Genomic DNA, 17,917 nt, shown 5'->3' with positions numbered 1-17,917 from the left:
TTGACAGCGAATGGCGGCAGCTCCTGAACCAACTGATAGGAGCTACACCATGCACGAAGCACTCACCCCACTCTTCTTCCACCGCAACACCTATCCCCTGCGCGCCGTGATGATCGACAACCAGCCCTGGTTCGTCGCCGTGGATTTCGCGCGGATGATCGGTGCGCTGCGCCCCTATCGCCTGCCCCAGCGCATGGACCCGAACCAGAAGCGCTGGGTGCTGCTGGAGTACGCCACCGGGTTGCGCGAGGAGGTGGAGGTGATCAGTGATGCCGGGGCCTACAAGGCGCTGTACCGCTTCCGCCACCCGGAGCACCGCTGCATCGGCCAGTGGCTGAGCGAGGTGGTGCTGCCCACCCTGCACGACCGCCACCGCGACGCCGAGGCGGCGCCGCAACGGGCCCTGATGCATTGGGCCAACCAGCAGGTGGGCGTGCTCAAGTGGCAAGGCGATATCTGGATCGCGCGTCGCGACCTGCCGGTGTTCCTGGCCATCCATGACGAGCCGGAACTGCGCAACCTGCCGAGCTGGAAGGGCTTGCAGCTCCTGTAGGTTGGGCTGAGGGACGAAGCCCAACAGGGCGGGGGTCGTGGGTTGCACCCTGCCCCCGCCTGTCGCGAATGAATTCGGTCCTGCGCAAGCGCGATGCTGCGCATCGCTGGGCGACTGAAGTCGCCCCTACAGCCTGCGTGCGATCCGTGTGTAGCCCGGGCTTCAGCCCGGGGAGCCGGCGGTGCTATTCCCCTGCGGCCTCACCGGAAGCACCGTGCGGCGGTCCACGCGGCACATGGCCATCCTGTCGGGATCAAGTGAACTACCCTCGTGATAACCCGCACCGCAGCAAGTGACACAGGGTGATCGGATAGGCACAACCGAGGACGACGGAATGGAATCCATAAACAACTGGCAGAAACTCGACTACATCAGCAAAGCCATCGCCGCCGTGCTGATTCCCGTCATGCTGGGCATCCTGGCGAATGTCGTTGCCAACGCGAACAAGCAGCGGGACGCGGAAGTGAAGTTCGTGGAGCTGGCCGTCACCATACTGAACCAGGCCCCTCGCACCGGCGAAAATGCGGAAGCGGACGAGAAGATAAGAGGCTGGGCCGTGAGGATACTCGATGCCTATTCGGGAGTCCCCATGTCGGAAGATGAGTCAAAGGCGGTTATCTCGACCACCACGCTTCCAGTCACTCCCTCCAGTGCGGCTATCACCCCTTCTGCAGCCAGCCCAGCGGATACCTGGGGAGTGATCCTGGGCGGAGATACGTCCCTGGATAACGCGCAGAAAACCGTTGGGATAATCAAACAGCGTGTTGGGCTGGATGCCCAGATATTTCGCCGGGCCGGCTCGTTCCGCAGCGTGAAAATCTACGTCAATAACGACGAGGCCAAGCAAGCCCTAACCAAGGCTACGGAGTACAACCCCACTGCTTACCTGGTCAACATGGCGAAGTGGTGCCCTACGAGCACGCTCCAAGGTGCTTATTACGAGTGCCAGCTTCCCTAAGGCACCGCCTCTCCAGACGTAGGGTGTTCTGTGCGCACCTCGGACTTACCGGAAGCACGGTGCGGCGGTGCGCGCGGCACACTCTACGGCAGGTGTTCGTCCTGTTGGCTTTCGGTTCGTAGCGGGACGGCCTATCGCGAATGAATTCGCTCCCACAAAAAACGCGATGCCGGGCATCGCCGGGCGACTGAATTAGCCCCTACAGGGGGTTGCGTTGGGGTTTGGGTGGGCAAAGAAAAAGGCCGGCGGGTTGCCCCGTCGGCCTTTTCATTACCGCTGCCGGGTTACGGCAGGGTGAAGAGCACCTTGACCTTGTCGGTCACGGCGGTCTTGTCGACGTAGCCGATGGCGTCGGCTTCGGCGGCGACCTTGGCGACCACGTCGGCGTCACCGGCGACGGTGGGCAGCGGTTGGCCCTTGCCGGTGAACACCAGGCCGGACCAGTAGGACTTCAGCTGCGCTTCGTTCTTGCTGGTGACGGCGGTGTAGAACTTCTCCTTGGTGGCGTTCCAGTCTTTCTGGTCGACGCCTTTGAGGGATTTGTTCTTGCCGAGGAAGATGTTGGCCACGTCGGACTGCGAGGGGCTGGCCGAGGCACCGGCATTGACGATGACGGCGACTTCGGCGTTGGCCAGGGTGGCGGCGCTGAGGCCGGCGGCGGCGATCAGGAGGCTGATTGACTGCTTCATGTACCGGCTCCTCAGAACACGAATTCGACGCCGGCGCTGATGATGTCGCCGTCGTAGTTGCGGGCCGGTACACCGAAGGCACCGTTGGTGCGCTCGCTGACGGTGTTCTCGTAGAGCTCCTGGGCGTTGCGGATGAATACGCCGTCGTAGCCGCCGCTGGTGTCCACGCGCTTGTACTCGGTCTTGAGCACGACGGTGGGCAGGATGTTGTAGTTCAGGCCGAGGGTCCAGGAGTTCTGGCGGCCTTCGTCGTCATCCAGCTGGGCGTAGGTGACGTGGCCGAGGAACTCGCCGAAGCGACGGCCGCCCATCAGGTAGAAGGAGTCGGTGTTGCCGGTGTTGTCGCCTTCGACCTTGCGGCTGGTCCACTCGTTGGCGGTGAGCCAGGTGCCGTTGTCGTACTGGTAGCCGATGGAGGTGAACTTGCCCTTTTTGTTGTCGAGGTTGAGCAGGCTCTGCTGCTGCACCACGCCAACGCCCGGCGGCAGGATGCCGACCACGGTGCCGGTGATGTCGGTCTTGATGTCGGCTTCTACGTAGCCGACGCGGAAGGTGCCGAAATCGTTGGTGGCGAGGCTGACGTTGCCGCCGAAGACCTTGTTGTAGTCGATGTCGAACTGGTCGTCGTAGGCGAAGTAGTCACGGTTCTTGGCCTGGCCGCCAGCGAGCTGGAACGACAGCGTGGCGAAGGACAGCGGCATGTTGTAGACGACGTCGGCGCCTTCGTAGTTGGACAGCTGGACCTGGCTGTAGACCTCGTCCGGCAGGCGCAGCCAGGGGTAGCTGAAGCCTACGTCGATGCTTTCGGAATACATGTACACGGGGGTACGCAGGCGGCCGAAGCGGAACATCAGCTCGTCGTTGGCCTGCCACGACAGGTAGGCCCACTCGAGGTTGGCCTTCCACTCGTCCTGCTGGGGCTTGGCGGTGGCCTGGACGGTGACGCCCACGGTGTCGGTGAGGCCGTAGCTCAGCTGGGCGCCGAACTTGCTCAGCTGGTCGCCGCGCCAGGAGTCGGTGGTCTGGCCGGTGATGCCGTAGCTGCGACCGTCGTCCTCGCCACCGAGGTGGGTGACGCCGACGGTACCGAAACCGTTGAAACGGTATTCGCCCTGCTCCAGCGCGAACGCCGGAGAGCCTGCCAGGCAGATGGACAGGCCGAGGAGACGAAGTTTGGTCATCGTGATGCTCCGTTGGAAATGGGGTTTTAAACGCGGAACTGGGCCGTGGCCGCGCGCAGGTGATCTCCAGTGCTGACCAGTTGCTCGCCGAGGCGGGCGGTGGCGTCGGCACCATGGGCGGTTGCTTGTGCGTCCTGCTGCAACACTTGTGTCTCTTGCTGGATGGAACTGGAAAGGCCGATCTGCTCCTGGGTGAGCTGGGCGATGCCGGCGTTCAGTTCATCGATCTGGCCCACCGCGGTGGCGATGGACTCGAGCATGCGGGTGGCTTCGACCGAGCGCTCGATGCTGGCCTGGGCCTTGTCGCCGTTGGCGGTCATGACGTTGAGCACGCCATTGGCGCTGTTCTGCAGGCGCTGGATGATCTGCTGGATCTCGGCGGTGGACGCAGCGGTCTTCTGCGCGAGGTTGCGCACCTCGTCGGCGACCACGGCGAAGCCACGGCCCTGTTCGCCGGCGCGGGCGGCCTCGATGGCGGCGTTGAGGGCGAGCAGGTTGGTCTGTTCGGCGATGCTGCGGATGACGGTGAGCACGGAGCCGACCTGCTGGGTCTCCTCCTCCAGCTGCTGCATGGCCTGCACGGCGCCGAGCACACTGCTGCCCAGGTCGCTGATGCTGCCGGACAGTGCGTTGATGCTGGTGCGCGCATCGACGGCCTGGCGCGAGGCGTCGCCGGCACCCTGGGTGGCCTGCTGGGAGCGCTGGGCCACTTCCTGGATGCTGCTGGTCATGGTCTGGATGTCACGCCCGATGGAGTCGGTGTGGCCCTGCTGCGACTTGGCGTTCTCTTCCGCGCCCTGGGTGAGGCGGTAGAGCTCCTTGGACATCTGCCCCAGCGGGCTGGCGGCCTCGATGATCTGGCGGATGGTGCCCTGGAGCTTGTCGAGGAAGCCGTTGAACAGCTGGATCATCTCGCCGATCTCGTCACGGGAGTCGACGTTGACGCGACGGGTGAGGTCGCCGTCGCCACGGGCGATGGCCTGCAGCGATTCGATGACGCCGTGCACGTTGCCCATGATGCCGCGGATGATCACCCAGGCGCCGAGGCCCACCAGCGCCACCAGCAAGGCGGTGAGGATGAAGCCCACGCGGGTGGTTTCGGCGTTGTCGGTGCGGGCTTGCACCAGGGTGGCCTGGAAGTCCTTGTAGGCATGGGCACGGAAGGCGGCGCCGAGGTCCTGGGCGGCCTTCAGGTCGGTGGCCATGCGGTCGAGGCTGGGGCGCAGGTCGTCGAACCCGGCGCTGCCCTTGATCAGTTGCTCGGAGGCGGAGAGCGCGTTGTCGGCATAGCGGCCGATGGCGGCGCGCCAGGCGTCCAGCTCGCTGGCGCGCTCGCTGTTGGCGCGGGTCAGCGGTTGCAGGGCCTGTTGCATGCCGGCGATATCGGCCAGCACCTTGCGGGCTTCGTCGAGGGTTTCCAGCTCGCCGGCGGCCACCGCGCTGTTGAGCAGCCCGGGCAGGCGGGAGAACTGGAAGTTCACCGCGTCAGCCTTCTCCAGCGTGGGGAAGCTGTTGTTTTCGAGGGTTACCAGGCGGTCGTCGTTGGCCGAGAGCTGCATCGAGGTGTAGCCGACGAACAGCAATAGACCCAACAAGGCAACAGCGGGCAGCAGAGACAGCTTTAGTGTCAGCGACAGATTCTTCAGCATTTTGGCAGGTACCCAAGATTGGGGCGCGGATTGTACAAAAAGACTATTTAGTGGCCAATAGCCACCTGGCGGTCACGCTGTGACTTTTATTTCTAGTTATGCCGATTCCTGTTTCGGCTGCCCTTCTCTTTGCTATAGCCCCCATCCGGGGAAAATGCCTACCTTCTGTCGCAAATCCTTAACCTGCAGGAAGCCCTCTGCGCTGCGCTTTACCGCTGCGTTTGCGGGTTACAGCCAGGCACAGCAGGGGCTCCGGCGGGCCGGGGCGATATGGGGATGAAGGAATCGAAGCGTCGGCCAGATCGGCGCGACGCTGTGCCGCAGTGAGGGTGGAAGGCCGTGCAACGTCGCGTGTCAGGGCGAAGCCCTACATAGCGGGGTCGTGGTTGCACCCTGCCCCGCCTATCGCGAATGAATTCGCTCCCACGAAGGCGCTGGGCGACTGAAGTCGCCCCTACAACCTGCGTGGGATCGGTGTGTAGCCCGGGCTTCAGCCCGGGGCGCGGCTGCGCCCGCTGATCGCAAATGAATTCGCTCCTACGGAGGTGCGATGCGGGCGGGCGATCAGATCCAGACGTCGTTCTGCGCGGTGCGCTCGCCGCCTTCTTCGCCAGTGTTGAGCACGCCACGGGGCTCGATGAGCATCATCTTCACCTCGCCTTCGGCGTAGGGTTTGTGCTCGACGCCCTTGGGCACGACGTAGAGTTCACCCGGCCCGAGGAGGACGGCGCCGTCGCGCAAATCGATACGCAACTGGCCTTCGAGCACCAGGAAGGCTTCGTCGGTGTCGGCGTGGGCATGCCAGATGAAGTCGCCTTCGATGCGCACGACCTTGAACTGGTAGTCGTTCATCTCGGCGACGACCTTGGGGTTCCACTGCTCGCTGAACAGCGAGACCTTGTGCAGCAGGTTGATGCTCTGGTGGTTGGGCTGAACGGCCATGGTGCGGCTCCGGGCTGGGGGTTGAGCCGCGAGAGTAGCGAGGCCCGCCGTAGCGCTCTTGTACGATCCTGCAGCTTCAGCGGCCGTGCATGCGCAGCCAGCGCGCCGGCGGCAGGCCGTAGCACTGGGTGAAGTGACGGGTCATGTGGCTCTGGTCGAAGAAGCCGGCGGCCAGGGCGGCGTCGGCCAGGCTGAAACCGTCCAGCAGCATGCGCCGGCAGCGGTCGAGGCGGCGCAGGGTGAGGTAGCGGTAAGGGCTGGTGCCGTAGAGCGCGCGGAAATCGCGGGACAGGCTCCAGCGTTCGCGGCCGCTGGCGCGCTCCAGTTCCTCCAGGCTGAGGTGGCTGCCGAGGTGGCTGTGGATGTAGTCCCGCGCACGCTCGGCCGAGGCGAAGTCGAAGGCGCGGCGCCCTCGCCGCTTGCCGCCCACGGCCTGCAGCGCCTGGGCCAGGTCGTAGATGGCGTCCTGCTCCTCCAGCGCCTGCAGCGGGTGGTCGATGGCCTGCATGAAGGCTTCGGTGGCGCGGCGCAGGCGCGGATCGTCGGAGAGGCCGCCGGGCACGAAGGGCAGCGGCTGGCCGCCAAGCACCTGCTGGATCAGCACCGGTTCGACGTAGATCATCCGGTAGTGGAAGCCGGCCTCGGTGCCGGCCATGCCGTCGTGGAGTTCGTCGGGGTGCAGCACCAGGGTGCCACCGGGCAGGCTGTGGCGCAGGCTCTTCTGGTAGCTGAAGCTCTGCACCCCAGAGAGGGTGCGGCCGATGGCGTAGGTGTCGTGGCGGTGTGGGTCGTAGCCGTGGCCGCCGAAGTAGGCCTCGATGCGTTCGATCCGCGCCGGGTGGTCGCTGCGCAGCACCCAGTCGCGCGTGCCGGGCAGCTCGGTCATCCGGTGCGCTTCCGGGCCTTGGCGGGGCGCGAGGCGTTGAGCGCGACGATCAGGCGGGTGACGTCGTCGGCGCCCTCTTCCACCTTGCGGCGGTCATTGCTCATGGGGTTGTCTCCATTGGGTCGCGGGTTTGTGCCAGGGGCTGATTGAATACCAGCCAACCTCAGCGCGCCATAGGTTGCAGCAGGCATGCCCTCACCTCCTGGCCTCGGTGTGGGCCCATGGAGGGCGATCGACTGGGGTGGACCGCGCTTCATCGGTCCACCATTCGGGCTCGCCGGACACGTCGCTGGTGGATGAAAAAAGCGCCATCCACCCTACGCGGCCGTGAGTGCGAGCTCGCCTGGAGGCGGCCGTGTTGCCGGTTCGGAGGCCTCGCGTTCGTGGGGGTTCCGGTACATGGGGGCAATTGGCGAGCGTAGGGTGGACCGCGCTTCATCGGTCCGCCATTCGGGCTCGCCGGTCGCTTCGCTGGTGGATGAAAAAAGCGCCATCCACCCTACGCGGCCGTGAGTGCGAGCTCGCCTGGAGGCGGCCGTGTTGCTGGTTCGGAGGCCTCGCGTTCGCGGGGGTTCCGGTGCATGAGGGCAATGGGCGGGCGTAGGGTGGACCGCGCTTCATCGGTCCACCATTCGGGGTCATGCCGGACACCGCTGGCGGGCCGGCTTACGGGGTCAACGACAGCGGCACGCCCCAGAGCGGGTCTTCCTTGCCCTGCTGGCGCAGCGGGGTGAGCTGCAGGGGCACGAGCCGGGACAGCATCTCCTGGTGCCTGTCGCTCAGGTAGCGCGGGGAGATGACGGAGGTGGCGAAATCCATGGGTGCCGGCCAGGTGTAGACGGTGAAGTTCTGCAGCGGGCACTCGATCTTCGTCGGGTCGGTCGCCCGGCACTTGGAGCGCTGGTACTGAGCGCTGGGGCTCTTCAGGTGCATGCGCGGGGCCAGCACCAGTTGCCCGCCCTGGACGGTGAAGCTGGCGAGGGCCTTGTCTGCCGGCAGGCGCGCCTGGACCTTGATCGAGGGTACGTCCCGTGAGTCGGTCTGCTGGTAGTAGCCGGCCCCCGCGCCCTGGGTGGTCTGGCTGTACTGCTGCTCACCCCAGGCCACGCAGGCGCCGCTGGCCACGTGCACGGCGGTGCAGACTTGCTGGGTCTTGATTTCGCTGCCGTAGGTGGCGTCCTTCCACACCTCTTCGCGGTAGTACTCGCGGTACAGCTCGGTGGACAGGTACGCGGTGCCGTTGGGGCCCTTACCCGAGCCGACCGGGCCGCTGCGGGCGCCGACCTCGTCGAGCACGCCGCGGATCTGGTAGTCGTCGCCCCCGGTGAGCAGGTACTTGCCGGGCGGCAGGATGTGCACCTCGAAGGCCGTGAACAGGTTGTTGGGCTTGGGGTCGCGCTGCAGCTCGTTGGTCTTGAAGCGGCGGCCGAAGGTGATGTTCGGGTCGCTCTCGTTCTGCCAGATCACCGTGGGCGTCCACTGGGTCATGGTCAGCGCGTCGTTCAGCGTCTTGTGCGGCATCACGTCGGCCACCAGCACCACGGCCATGTTCGCCTTGAGCGCCGCGTCCACCTTGTCCAGCAAGGGCCCGTTGCTCGGGTCGTCCATGCCGTAGCCGCTGGTGTAGGGCTCGGGCACGCACCCGGCGAGGGACAGGGCAAGCAGCAAGGCGGAAGACAGGGCGTAAAGCGGGCGAGGCAATTTCATGCATCGATCCTTGATAGAGGCTGGAGCGGGTCCTGGACCGGTCATTTTCCATCGACACGGTATGGGGGCGGAATAGTGCAGATGAGCTAGATCAGTGTCCGCGAGGGGCTTAGAACATCTCGTCCAGCTGTTCGAAGAACAGGCGCCTGGCCGGCTGGTCGGGGATGCCCAGTTGGCGGATGAAGCGCTCGGCCACTTCCGGCGACAGCTCCTCGGCGAGGTTGCGGTGGGCGAAGGCGATATCCAGCCAGCGGTCGGCCAGGCCGCCGCGCCCCAGGTCGATGAAGTGCAGGCGCTCCCGGGCATCGAGGAAGAGGTTGGCGTCACACAGGTCGCCGTGGCTGAAGGCAAGGTCTTCGACCGGCACGCTGGCGTGGAGGTGGGCGATCAACGCCTCGGGGGTCGGCAGGTCGGGCCAGGTGTCCGGGTCCCAGTCATCGGCGATCACCCCCTGGCTCACCAGGTACTCCAGCTCGCGCAGGCGCACGGCGGCTGAGGAGTCGAAGGGGCAGCCCTCCACCGGCACGGCTTGCAGCTGGCGCAGGGCCTCACCGAAGGCCTGGTGCACGGTGGGCGCCTCCGCCATCAGCTCGGAGAGCGGCTGGCCGGGCACGGCGCGGGTGATCATGAATTCATGGGCCTCATCCGCTGCGCTGGCCACCACTTCGGGCACAGCGAGCTTGCCGTCCAGCCACTGCAGCACCCGCGCCTCGCGCAGCACGCTGTAGGTGGTGGGTGCATAGACAGCGGCGCTCAGCTTGAGGAAGAAACGGTCGTTGCCCCGGCTGAAGGCGTGGACTTCGCACGGGGATTCACCGACGCAATCCCGCGTCAGGGGCGCGCCGTCGATGAAGCGCGCGATGGAGGGAGGAAGCACGAATGGCATGGAGCCCGCCTGTCGTTGATGGAAAGCGCGCAACGATAGCGCAGCCGCCGAACGCAGGATGCGCAGAAATTGTGACAGGCCTTGAATGCGCAGCCCCAGCCTAGAGCCGGCGCGCCGCACTCAGCCCACTGCGGCAGGCTCGCTGCCCTCCTCCTTGCCCAGCGAGAGGAACACCACCACCGCCAGGCCAGCCAGCAGCGTGGCAGCGGAGAGCAGCACCGCGCCGTGGGCTGCACTGAAGGCTTCGCGGCCGGCCTGGACCAGCGGCGCGGCCAGGGTGGCGTCGAGGCGCTCGGCGGCGACCAGGGTGTCCGACAGCGAGCGGATCGCCTGGTCCTTCACCGCCTCGGGCACGCCGCCCGGCAGGTGGATGGCGGCGCCATAGACGCTGGAGAGCAGCACGCCGAAGGCGGTGATGCCCAGCCCGGTGCCCATCTCGTAGCCGGTGGCTTCCAGCGCACCGGCGGCGCCCGCCTTGCTGACCGGCGCGGCGCCCATGATGGCAATGGAAGATGCGGTGAGGCCGATGCTCAGGGCCAGGCCCAGCAACACCAGCAGGCCGACCACGGCCAATCCCGCTTCGCGGAAGTCGCTGACCCCCAGCCCCGCCAGGCTGATGGCCGAGCACAGCAAGGCGGTGGTCGCCACCCGGCGCAGGCCGACCAGGGACGCCAGGTAGCCCGCCAGAGGCCCGCCGATGCCGGCTGCAATCATCAGCGGCAGCAGGAACAGCCCGGCTTGCAGCGGCGTGCGGCCGAGCACCAGTTGCAGCTCCTGGGCGATGGTGAGTTCGGTGCCGGCCAGGGCGCCGGACACCACCAGCGCCATGATCAGCCCGGAGCGGATGGCCGGCCGCGCGAACAGGCTCAGGTCGAGCATGGGTTCGGCGCTGGTGAGCTGGCGGCGCACGAAGTCGGCCAGCAACAGGACACCCACCAGCAACGTGACGCCGCTGACCCAGGACGGCCCACCCGGCTTGAGGCCGGACTTGAGCGCATGGACGCTGGCGATGATGCCGGCGATCAACAGCAGTGCCTGGCCGATCTTCCAGCCACCGCTACCACTGCCGGCGTCACGGGGCACCAGTACATAGGCCAGGGGCCAGATGAGCAGCATCACCGGCAGGTTGATGAGGAACACCGAGCCCCACCAGTAGTGCTCCAGCAGCGCGCCACCCACCAGCGGGCCGAGCGCCGCGCCGGCGGAGGCCACCGTGCCCCACAGGCCCAGGGCGATGCCGCGCTCCTTGGGCGACTCGAAGGCGCGGCGGATGATCGCCAGGGTGCAGGGCAAGGCCATGGCGGCGCCCACCGCCATACCCGCGCGGGCGGCGATCAGGGCGCCGGCCGTGGGCGCATAGGCCGCCACGCAGGACATGCCGACGAACACCAGCAGGCCGGTGAGCAGCATGGGCCGGCTGCCGATGCGGTCCGCCAGGGTGCCCATGGGCACCAGCAGGCCGGCCATGATCAGCGGGTAGATGTCGATGATCCACAGCACCTGCTCGCCGCTGGCCCCGAGGGACAGGGTCAGCGACGGCACGGCGATGTGCAGCACCGTCATGTCGATGACGATGGGCAGGTACGCCAGGACCACCACCAGCAGGATCAGCCAGCGGTTGCCCGGAGAGTGGCTCGAACTCATCGACTCTCCACGCTGGCGTCGGCACCGCTCCAGCCACCACCCAGGGCGCGGAACAGGTCGACCAGGGCGAGCTGCCGCTGGGTGCTGGTTTCGATCAGCGTGGAGTCGTTGACGAAGCTGCTGCGCTGGGCATCCAGGTAGCGCAGGTGGCTGTCGACACCGCCTTCGTAGCGGGCCTTGGCCAGCTTGAGAGTCTCGTTGCTGGTGTTGGCCAGGGCGCGGCGGGCAGCTTCCTCGCGACGCAGCGTGTCGGTGGCAGCCAGGGCGTCGGCGACTTCGCGGAAGGCCGTCTGGATGCTGCCTTCATAGGCGGCCACGGCGGCGTCCTTGCGCACTTCGGCGAGGTCGAGGTTGGCGCTGTTGCGGCCGGCATCGAAGATCGGCAGCGACAGGGTCGGCATGAAGCTCCAGGAGCGCGAGCCGCCATCGAACAGGCCGGACACCTCGGCGCTGGAACTGCCGTAGCTGCCGGTGAGGCTGATGCGCGGGAAGAACGCCGCGCGCGCCGCACCGATATCGGCGTTGCGCGATTTCAGGCGGTGCTCGGCGGCGAGGATGTCCGGGCGCCGCTCCAGCAATGCCGAAGGCGCGCCGGGGGCGATGTCCTGGATCAGCAACAGCTCGTCACGCGGGGCCTCGGGCAGTGCCTTGGCGGCGTCCGGCGTGCCGACCAGCAGCACCAGAGCGTTGAGCGCCTGCTGCTTCTGCCGCTGGTTGGCCTCCAGCTCGGCACGGGATTGCTCCACCAGGCCGAGGGCTTCCTGGTGGTCCAGCGCGGTGGCGGCACCGGCGGCGCGGCGCTGGGCGGTCAGGTCGAGGGAGTTCTCGCGGCTTTCCAGGGTCTGCCGGGTCAGGGCCAGGCGGCGCTGGGCGCCGTCATAGGTGAGGTAGGCCTGGGTGACTTCGGCGACCAGGGCGATACGGGCGCTGCGGCCCGCTTCCTCGGTGGCCAGGTACTGCTCCAGGGCCGAGTCGGTGAGGCTTTTGACCCGGCCGAACAGGTCGAGCTCGTACTCCGGCAGGCTCACGCCCACCTGGTAGCTGCTGGTGACGGTGGAGGTGCCGGTGCTGGAGAGGTCCCCCGGCACCCGCTGGCGATTGCCCGAGGCACTGGCGGAAAGCCCCGGCACCCGGTCGGCGCGCTGGATGCGGTACTGGGCGCGGGCCTGCTCGATGTCGAGCAGGGTCTGGCGCAGGGAGCGGTTGTTGGCCAGCGCCTCCCCCACCAGCCGACGCAGGTCGGCGTCGACGATGAAGGTGCGCCAGTCCAGCTCGTTGGCGGCCTGGTCGGCTTTGGCGGCTGGGCCGTTCCAGTGCGCGGCCACCGGCGCTTCGGGACGCTCGTAGGTGGGGGCCATGGAGCAGCCGCCCAGGGTCAGGGCGATCAGCAGGGCCGATGCGGTCAAGGCGTGTCTGTGCATGGCGCTCAGGCCTCCGTGGATTGTTGAGCGGGTGCGGAGCGGCGCTTCAGCAGCGACAGCACCCAGACGAAGCAGATGGGCACGAAGATCACCCCCAGCACGGTGGCGCTGAGCATGCCGCCGATCACGCCGGTGCCGAGGGCGCGCTGGCTGGCCGCACCGGCGCCGCTGGCCAGGGCCAGGGGCACCACGCCGAGGATGAAGGCCATGGAGGTCATGATGATCGGGCGGAAGCGCAGGCGCGCGGCTTCGATGGCCGCCTCGCGCAGGCCGCGGCCCTGTTCCATCAGTTCCTTGGCGAACTCGACGATGAGGATGGCGTTCTTCGCCGCCAAGCCGATGATGGTGATCAGCCCAACCTTGAAGTACACGTCGTTGGGCATGCCGACCGAGGTCACCGCGAGCACCGCGCCGAGGGCGCCGATGGGCACGATCAGCATCACCGACAGCGGGATCGCCCAGCTCTCGTAGAGCGCCACCAGCAGCAGGAACACGACCAGGATGGCCAGGGCGAACAGTTGCACCGCCTGGCCGCTGGCGACCTTCTCCTGGTAGGAGAGGCCCGTCCACTCGTAACCGATGCCGGCCGGGGACTGGCTCACCAGGCGCTGGATCTCGGCCATGGCTTCACCGGTGCTGACGCCGGGTGCGGCGTCGCCGGCGATGCGGATGGTCGGGTAGCCGTTGTAGCGCACCAGTTGCACCGGGCCTTCTTCCCAGTGGGTGGTGACGAAGGCGGAGAGCGGCACCTGCTCGCCCTTGGCGTTGCTGACGTAGAGCTTGAGCACGCTTTCCGGCGTCATCCGCTCGCCCTGCTCGGCCTGCACCACCACGCGTTGCTGGCGGCCGGCGTTGGAGAAGTCGTTGATCACCGAGGAGCCGAACGCGGTGGACAGCGCGCTGCCGATGGTTTCGAAGCTCACGCCCAGGGTGCGGGCCTTCTCGCGGTCGATCTCCAGGCGCAGCTGGGGCGCTTCGGCCAGGCCTTCCATCATCGCGTAGAGGATCTTCGGGTTGCCGTTGGCCTGGCCCAGCAACTGGTCGCGAGCGGCCAGCAGGGCTTCACGGCCGAGGCCGCCGCGGTCCTGCAGGCGCAGGGAGAAGCCACCGGAGTTGCCGAGCCCGTCGATGGGCGGCGGGGTGACCGCCATGATCGCGCCGTCGCTGACACCGGCGAGGCTCTGGTTGGTCAGCATGGCTTCGGCACCGGCCGATTGCTCGTCGCTGCGCACGGACCAGTCCTTCAGGGTCGGGAAGGCCAGCGCGGCGTTCTCGCCCATGCCGGAGAAGCTGAAGCCCATCACCAGGAAGGTGTTCTCCACCGCCTCGCGGGAGCCCAGGTACTGCTCCAGCTGCTGGCCGGTGACGTCGGTGCGCGCACGGGTGGCGCCCGGCGGCAGCTGCACGTCGACGATCATGTAGCCCTGGTCTTCCACCGGTACGAAGGATTCCGGCAGGCGCAGGTAGAAGTAGCCAAGCACCGCCACCAGGCCGGCGTACACCAGCATGAAGCGCCCGGCACGTTTCACCAGGCCGCCGTTGAGGCGGGTGTAGCCCTGGGTGAGGCCGGTGAAACCACGGTTGAAGGCGCCGAAGAAGCCGCGCTTCTCATGGTGCCCCTTGGGGATCGGCTTGAGCAGCGTGGCGCACAGGGCCGGGGTGAAGGTCAGGGCGAGGAAGCCGGAGAACAGGATCGACACCGCCAGCGACAGGGAGAACTGCTGGTAGATGACACCCACAGAACCGGCCATGAAGGCCAGCGGCAGAAACACCGCCGAGAGCACCATGGTGATGCCGACGATGGCGCCGGACACCTGGCCCATCGCCTTGACCGTGGCGTCGCGCGGGGACAGCCCCTCCTCGGCCATGATCCGCTCGACGTTCTCCACCACCACGATGGCGTCGTCCACCAGGATGCCGATGGCCAGCACCATGCCGAACATGGTCATCATGTTCACCGAGAAGCCCAGCAGGTACATGGCCGTAAACGTGCCCAGCAGGCACACCGGCACGACGATGGCCGGGATCAGCGTGTAGCGCACGTTCTGCAGGAACAGGAACATCACCAGGAACACCAGCACCATGGCTTCCAGCAGGGTGTGGATCACCTTCTCGATGGCCACGCCGACGAAGCGCGAGGTGTCGTAGGGCACCGAATATTCCACGTCATCCGGGAAGTTCACCGACAGCTCGGCCAGGCGCTGCTTGATCGCCTCGGCGGTCTGGATAGCGTTGGCGCCCGGGGACAGCTGGATGGCGCCCGCGACCGAGGGTTTGCCATTGAGGCGCGAGGAGAAGTTGTAGCTCTCGCTGCCCACTTCCAGGCGGGCGACGTCGGCCAGCTTCACCGAGGAGCCGTCCTGGTTGGCGCGCAGCACGATGCGACCGAACTCGGCCGGGTCGTCCAGGGTGCCCTTCACCGCCAGGGTGGCGGTCAGTTCCTGCTCGGAGCTGCCCGGCGAGCTGCCGAAGGCACCGGCCGGGACCTGCACGTTCTGCCCACGGATGGCGTTGCTCACGTCGTCCAGGGAGAGGCCGTAGCCCACCAGCTTCTGCGGGTCGATCCAGACGCGCATGGCCGCTTCGGAGGAGAAGAACTGCAGCTTGCCGACGCCGGCCACCCGACGCAGCTCGTTGTTGATGTTGCGCGCGGCGTAGTCGCCGAGGAAGGTGGTGTCGCTGCGCTGGGCGCCTTCCTTGAAGTTGAGGGCATAGATGAGCAGGAAGCCGGCGCTGGTTTGCTCCACTTTTACGCCCTGGGTGAGCACGGCCTGGGGCAGGCGCGACTCGGCCCTCTTCAGGCGGTTTTGCACGTCCACCTGGGCCAGTTCCGGGTTGGTGCCCGGCTGGAAGGTGACCACCACTTCAGCGGTGCCGTTGGAGTTACTGGTGGATTCGAAGTAGAGCAGGCTCTTGGCGCCGTTGAGCTCTTCCTCGATCACGCTGGTGACCGAATCCACCAGCACCTGGGCCGAAGCGCCCGGGTAGGTGGCGGTGATGGTGACCTGCGGTGGCGCCACGTTGGGGTACTGCGCGACCGGCAGCATGGGGATGACCAGCAGGCCGGCCAGGGAGATGAACAGCGCCACAACCCATGCGAAGTTGGGGCGCTTGATGAAGAACAGAGACATGGAAGATTCCTCGCGACTATCCCGACCTTACTGGCGGGACGCCTGTTGCTCCTGGGTGGGGCGCGGCTCGACCTTGGTGCCCGGCTGCAGGCCGGTGAGGCCGCCGACGATCACGCGGTCGCCGCTGGCCAGGCCCTGGCTGATCTGCCAGCGCGCGCCCTGCATGGCGCCGGTGTGCACGGGGCGCGCCTCGACACGCTCGTCAGCACCCACCACCAGTACCAGGGCGGAGCCATCGGGCGAGCGCTGCACGGCGCGCTGGGGCACCAGGATGGCCTGGGCGTCGCTGCCCTGGGGCGCGCTCACGCGCACATACATGCCCGGCAGCAGCATGCCGTCCGGGTTGGCAAACTTGCCGCGCAGGGAGACCTGGCCGGTGCCCGGGTCCACCGAGACGTCGGTGAACAGCAGTTCGCCCTGGCGCTGGTAGTCGGTGCCATCGATACGGATGCTCAGCGCCTGGCTGTCACCGGCGGAAAGCTGGCCGCCCTTGAGCGCCTCACGCAGGCGCAGGGCATCGGCCACCGGCTGGGTGAAGTCGGCGTAGACCGGGTCGAGTTGCTGGATGCGCGCCATCAGGGTGGTTTCGCCCTGCCCCACCAGCGCGCCTTCGGTCACCAGCGCACGGCCGATGCGGCCGGAGATGGGGGCCTTCACCGAGGCATAGCCCAGGTTGAGGCGCGCGGTTTCCAAGTCTGCCTGGGCCGAACGCACGGCCGCCTTGGCGCTGCGCAGTTCGGCGGTGGCGGTGTCGAAGTCCTGCTGGCTGACCGCTTCGATCTTCACCAGGGGCTCGTAGCGCTTGACCCGCGCTTGGGCTTCGAAAAGCGACGCTTCTGCGCGGGCCAGCTCGCCTTCGGCACGGGACAGGGTGGCTTTCAGCGGCGCCGGGTCGATCTGGAACAGCAGCTCGCCGGCCTTGACGTCAGCGCCTTCCTCGAAGCGCTTCTGCACCACGATGCCCGCGACCCGGGCCCGCACCTCGGCCACGCGCACGGGCTCGATGCGCCCGGGCAGCTCGGTGGTAAGCACCAGCGGCTCGGTAGTCACCGCCACCACCTCCACGGGCCTGGCCTGCTCGGCCGCCGCTTCCGGCTCGCCGGACGCCCCGCAACCCGCGAGCGCCATGGCCACCACCAACGCATTGATTGTTCCTGCTGCACGCAACCTGCCCATGTAATTCACCCGGACGACTTGACTGGAAAGGCGCGCATGATCTTATCTAGATCGAAATGAGTCAATATTGTCTCATATGAATCTTTTGTTATTAATCATGTCCTCCACCGTTGAAGCCGGGGTTTTTTTCTGCACAATGCGCGCAATCCGAAAATCAAGACGGGATCCATCCATGTCGCTGACAGCTCAAGACGAACGACTTCTCAAGGCACTGGCCGTCGCGTTCGTCGAGCGTCCACGTGCCACCTTGAAGGAACTGGCGGAAGCGGCCGGGGTCAGCAAGGCCACGCTGCACCGCTTCTGCGGCACGCGGGACAACCTGGTGGACATGCTCATCACCCACGGCGAGACGGTGATCAACCAGATTCTCTCGGCCGGCGACCTGCAGCAGGCCGAACCACTGCAGGTGCTGCGCAGGCTGATCGCCGAACACCTGATGCACCGCGAACTGCTGGTGTTCCTGATGTTCCAGTACAAGCCCGACACCCTCGACCCGAATGCCGAGGACGCCCGCTGGCAGACCTACTGCGACGCCCTGGACAAGTTCTTCCTGCGCGGCCAGCAAGAGGGCGTGTTCCGCATCGACATCAGCGCGGCGCTGTTCTCCGAACTCTTCCTGTCGCTGATCTTCGGCATCGTCGACGCCGAACGCCGCGGCCGTGCCGCCAGCTCCAGCTCCGCCTCCCTGCTCGAGCTGTTCTTCCTGCATGGCGCCGCAGCGCCGACCCGCGCCTGAGGAGCGTTCCCGGGCTGAAGCCCGGGCTACGCGCTGCGTGGTGGCGGCTTTCGTAGGATGGCGTAGAGCGAAGCGAAACCCATGCGGTGGCAGAACCCCTTGGGCGCCAGGAAAGCACCGTGCTTAAGCGTTTGCTTTAAAACCAAAACAGCTAGCCAAGCGACGCGTAGCGCCGCCAGCTTCGCGAGCAGAGCTCGCTCCTACAGGCGTGCAAAGCGGTGGGGTCTTGGCAAGATCCGACCCTGCTGTGTTGGGCTTCGTACCTCAGCCCAACCTACGGAGCTGCATGGCGCCGAGCGCAGCGAGGCCCAACGATGCAGACCCCGGCCCCGCCTGTTGGGCTTCGTACCTCAGCCCA

The 17,917-nt window shown here is 66.9% G+C and carries 14 protein-coding genes; 3 read left to right on the top strand and 11 right to left on the bottom strand.

The window, feature by feature from the left end:
* Window positions 1-49 precede the first annotated feature (49 nt).
* The gene (locus RTW82_RS12780) at window positions 50-553 is read left to right on the top strand and encodes a Bro-N domain-containing protein (protein WP_271661147.1); all 504 of its coding nucleotides are present in this window, start codon (window positions 50-52) and stop codon (window positions 551-553) included.
* 334 nt (window positions 554-887) lie between these two features.
* Window positions 888-1,511, top strand: coding sequence for a hypothetical protein (locus tag RTW82_RS12775; RefSeq protein WP_316925297.1), 624 nt, complete (start codon window positions 888-890; stop codon window positions 1,509-1,511).
* Window positions 1,512-1,795: 284 nt separating this feature from the next.
* Here RTW82_RS12775 and RTW82_RS12770 read toward each other — a convergent pair whose 3' ends face one another.
* From RTW82_RS12770 to RTW82_RS12720, 11 genes are all read right to left on the bottom strand, one after another.
* A complete protein-coding gene (locus tag RTW82_RS12770; protein ID WP_316925296.1) occupies window positions 1,796-2,200 on the bottom strand; it encodes a phosphate ABC transporter substrate-binding protein in 405 nt (134 codons plus the stop codon).
* Window positions 2,201-2,211: 11 nt separating this feature from the next.
* Window positions 2,212-3,381 carry a hypothetical protein gene (locus tag RTW82_RS12765; protein ID WP_271661145.1) on the bottom strand — a complete coding sequence of 390 codons (1,170 nt, stop codon included), beginning with the start codon at window positions 3,379-3,381 and terminating at the stop codon, window positions 2,212-2,214.
* Between the two features lie 26 nt (window positions 3,382-3,407).
* Entirely contained in the window at window positions 3,408-5,030 is a 1,623-nt protein-coding gene (locus RTW82_RS12760; RefSeq protein WP_271661144.1) for a methyl-accepting chemotaxis protein, read from the bottom strand.
* A 564-nt stretch (window positions 5,031-5,594) separates the two neighbouring features.
* Window positions 5,595-5,972 carry a cupin domain-containing protein gene (locus RTW82_RS12755; RefSeq protein WP_236208344.1) on the bottom strand — a complete coding sequence of 126 codons (378 nt, stop codon included), beginning with the start codon at window positions 5,970-5,972 and terminating at the stop codon, window positions 5,595-5,597.
* 76 nt (window positions 5,973-6,048) lie between these two features.
* Complete coding sequence (locus RTW82_RS12750; RefSeq protein ID WP_316925295.1) at window positions 6,049-6,858, bottom strand: AraC family transcriptional regulator; 810 nt, start codon at window positions 6,856-6,858, stop codon at window positions 6,049-6,051.
* Between the two features lie 666 nt (window positions 6,859-7,524).
* A complete protein-coding gene (locus RTW82_RS12745; protein WP_316925294.1) occupies window positions 7,525-8,565 on the bottom strand; it encodes a hypothetical protein in 1,041 nt (346 codons plus the stop codon).
* Between the two features lie 109 nt (window positions 8,566-8,674).
* Window positions 8,675-9,451 carry an APH(3') family aminoglycoside O-phosphotransferase gene (locus RTW82_RS12740; RefSeq protein ID WP_316925293.1) on the bottom strand — a complete coding sequence of 259 codons (777 nt, stop codon included), beginning with the start codon at window positions 9,449-9,451 and terminating at the stop codon, window positions 8,675-8,677.
* Between the two features lie 120 nt (window positions 9,452-9,571).
* Window positions 9,572-11,095 (bottom strand): MFS transporter, encoded by a 1,524-nt coding sequence (locus RTW82_RS12735; RefSeq protein ID WP_316925292.1) that lies wholly within the window; start codon window positions 11,093-11,095, stop codon window positions 9,572-9,574.
* Complete coding sequence (locus RTW82_RS12730; RefSeq protein WP_316925291.1) at window positions 11,092-12,516, bottom strand: efflux transporter outer membrane subunit; 1,425 nt, start codon at window positions 12,514-12,516, stop codon at window positions 11,092-11,094. The genes RTW82_RS12735 and RTW82_RS12730 overlap by 4 nt, the downstream gene beginning before the upstream one ends.
* Before the next feature lie 5 nt (window positions 12,517-12,521).
* Complete coding sequence (locus RTW82_RS12725) at window positions 12,522-15,647, bottom strand: efflux RND transporter permease subunit (protein ID WP_316925290.1); 3,126 nt, start codon at window positions 15,645-15,647, stop codon at window positions 12,522-12,524.
* Between the two features lie 27 nt (window positions 15,648-15,674).
* Window positions 15,675-16,823: a MexC family multidrug efflux RND transporter periplasmic adaptor subunit gene (locus tag RTW82_RS12720; RefSeq protein WP_316925289.1), complete on the bottom strand. Its 1,149-nt coding sequence runs from the start codon at window positions 16,821-16,823 to the stop codon at window positions 15,675-15,677.
* A 172-nt stretch (window positions 16,824-16,995) separates the two neighbouring features.
* Between RTW82_RS12720 and RTW82_RS12715 the strand changes: the two genes are divergently transcribed.
* Complete coding sequence (locus RTW82_RS12715) at window positions 16,996-17,559, top strand: TetR/AcrR family transcriptional regulator (RefSeq protein WP_316925288.1); 564 nt, start codon at window positions 16,996-16,998, stop codon at window positions 17,557-17,559.
* The last annotated feature ends 358 nt before the right edge of the window (window positions 17,560-17,917 follow it).

The organism is Pseudomonas sp. zfem005 (assembly GCF_032621735.1).
GTDB lineage: Bacteria > Pseudomonadota > Gammaproteobacteria > Pseudomonadales > Pseudomonadaceae > Metapseudomonas > Metapseudomonas solani.
This window is presented reverse-complemented; position numbering and strand designations above follow the sequence as displayed.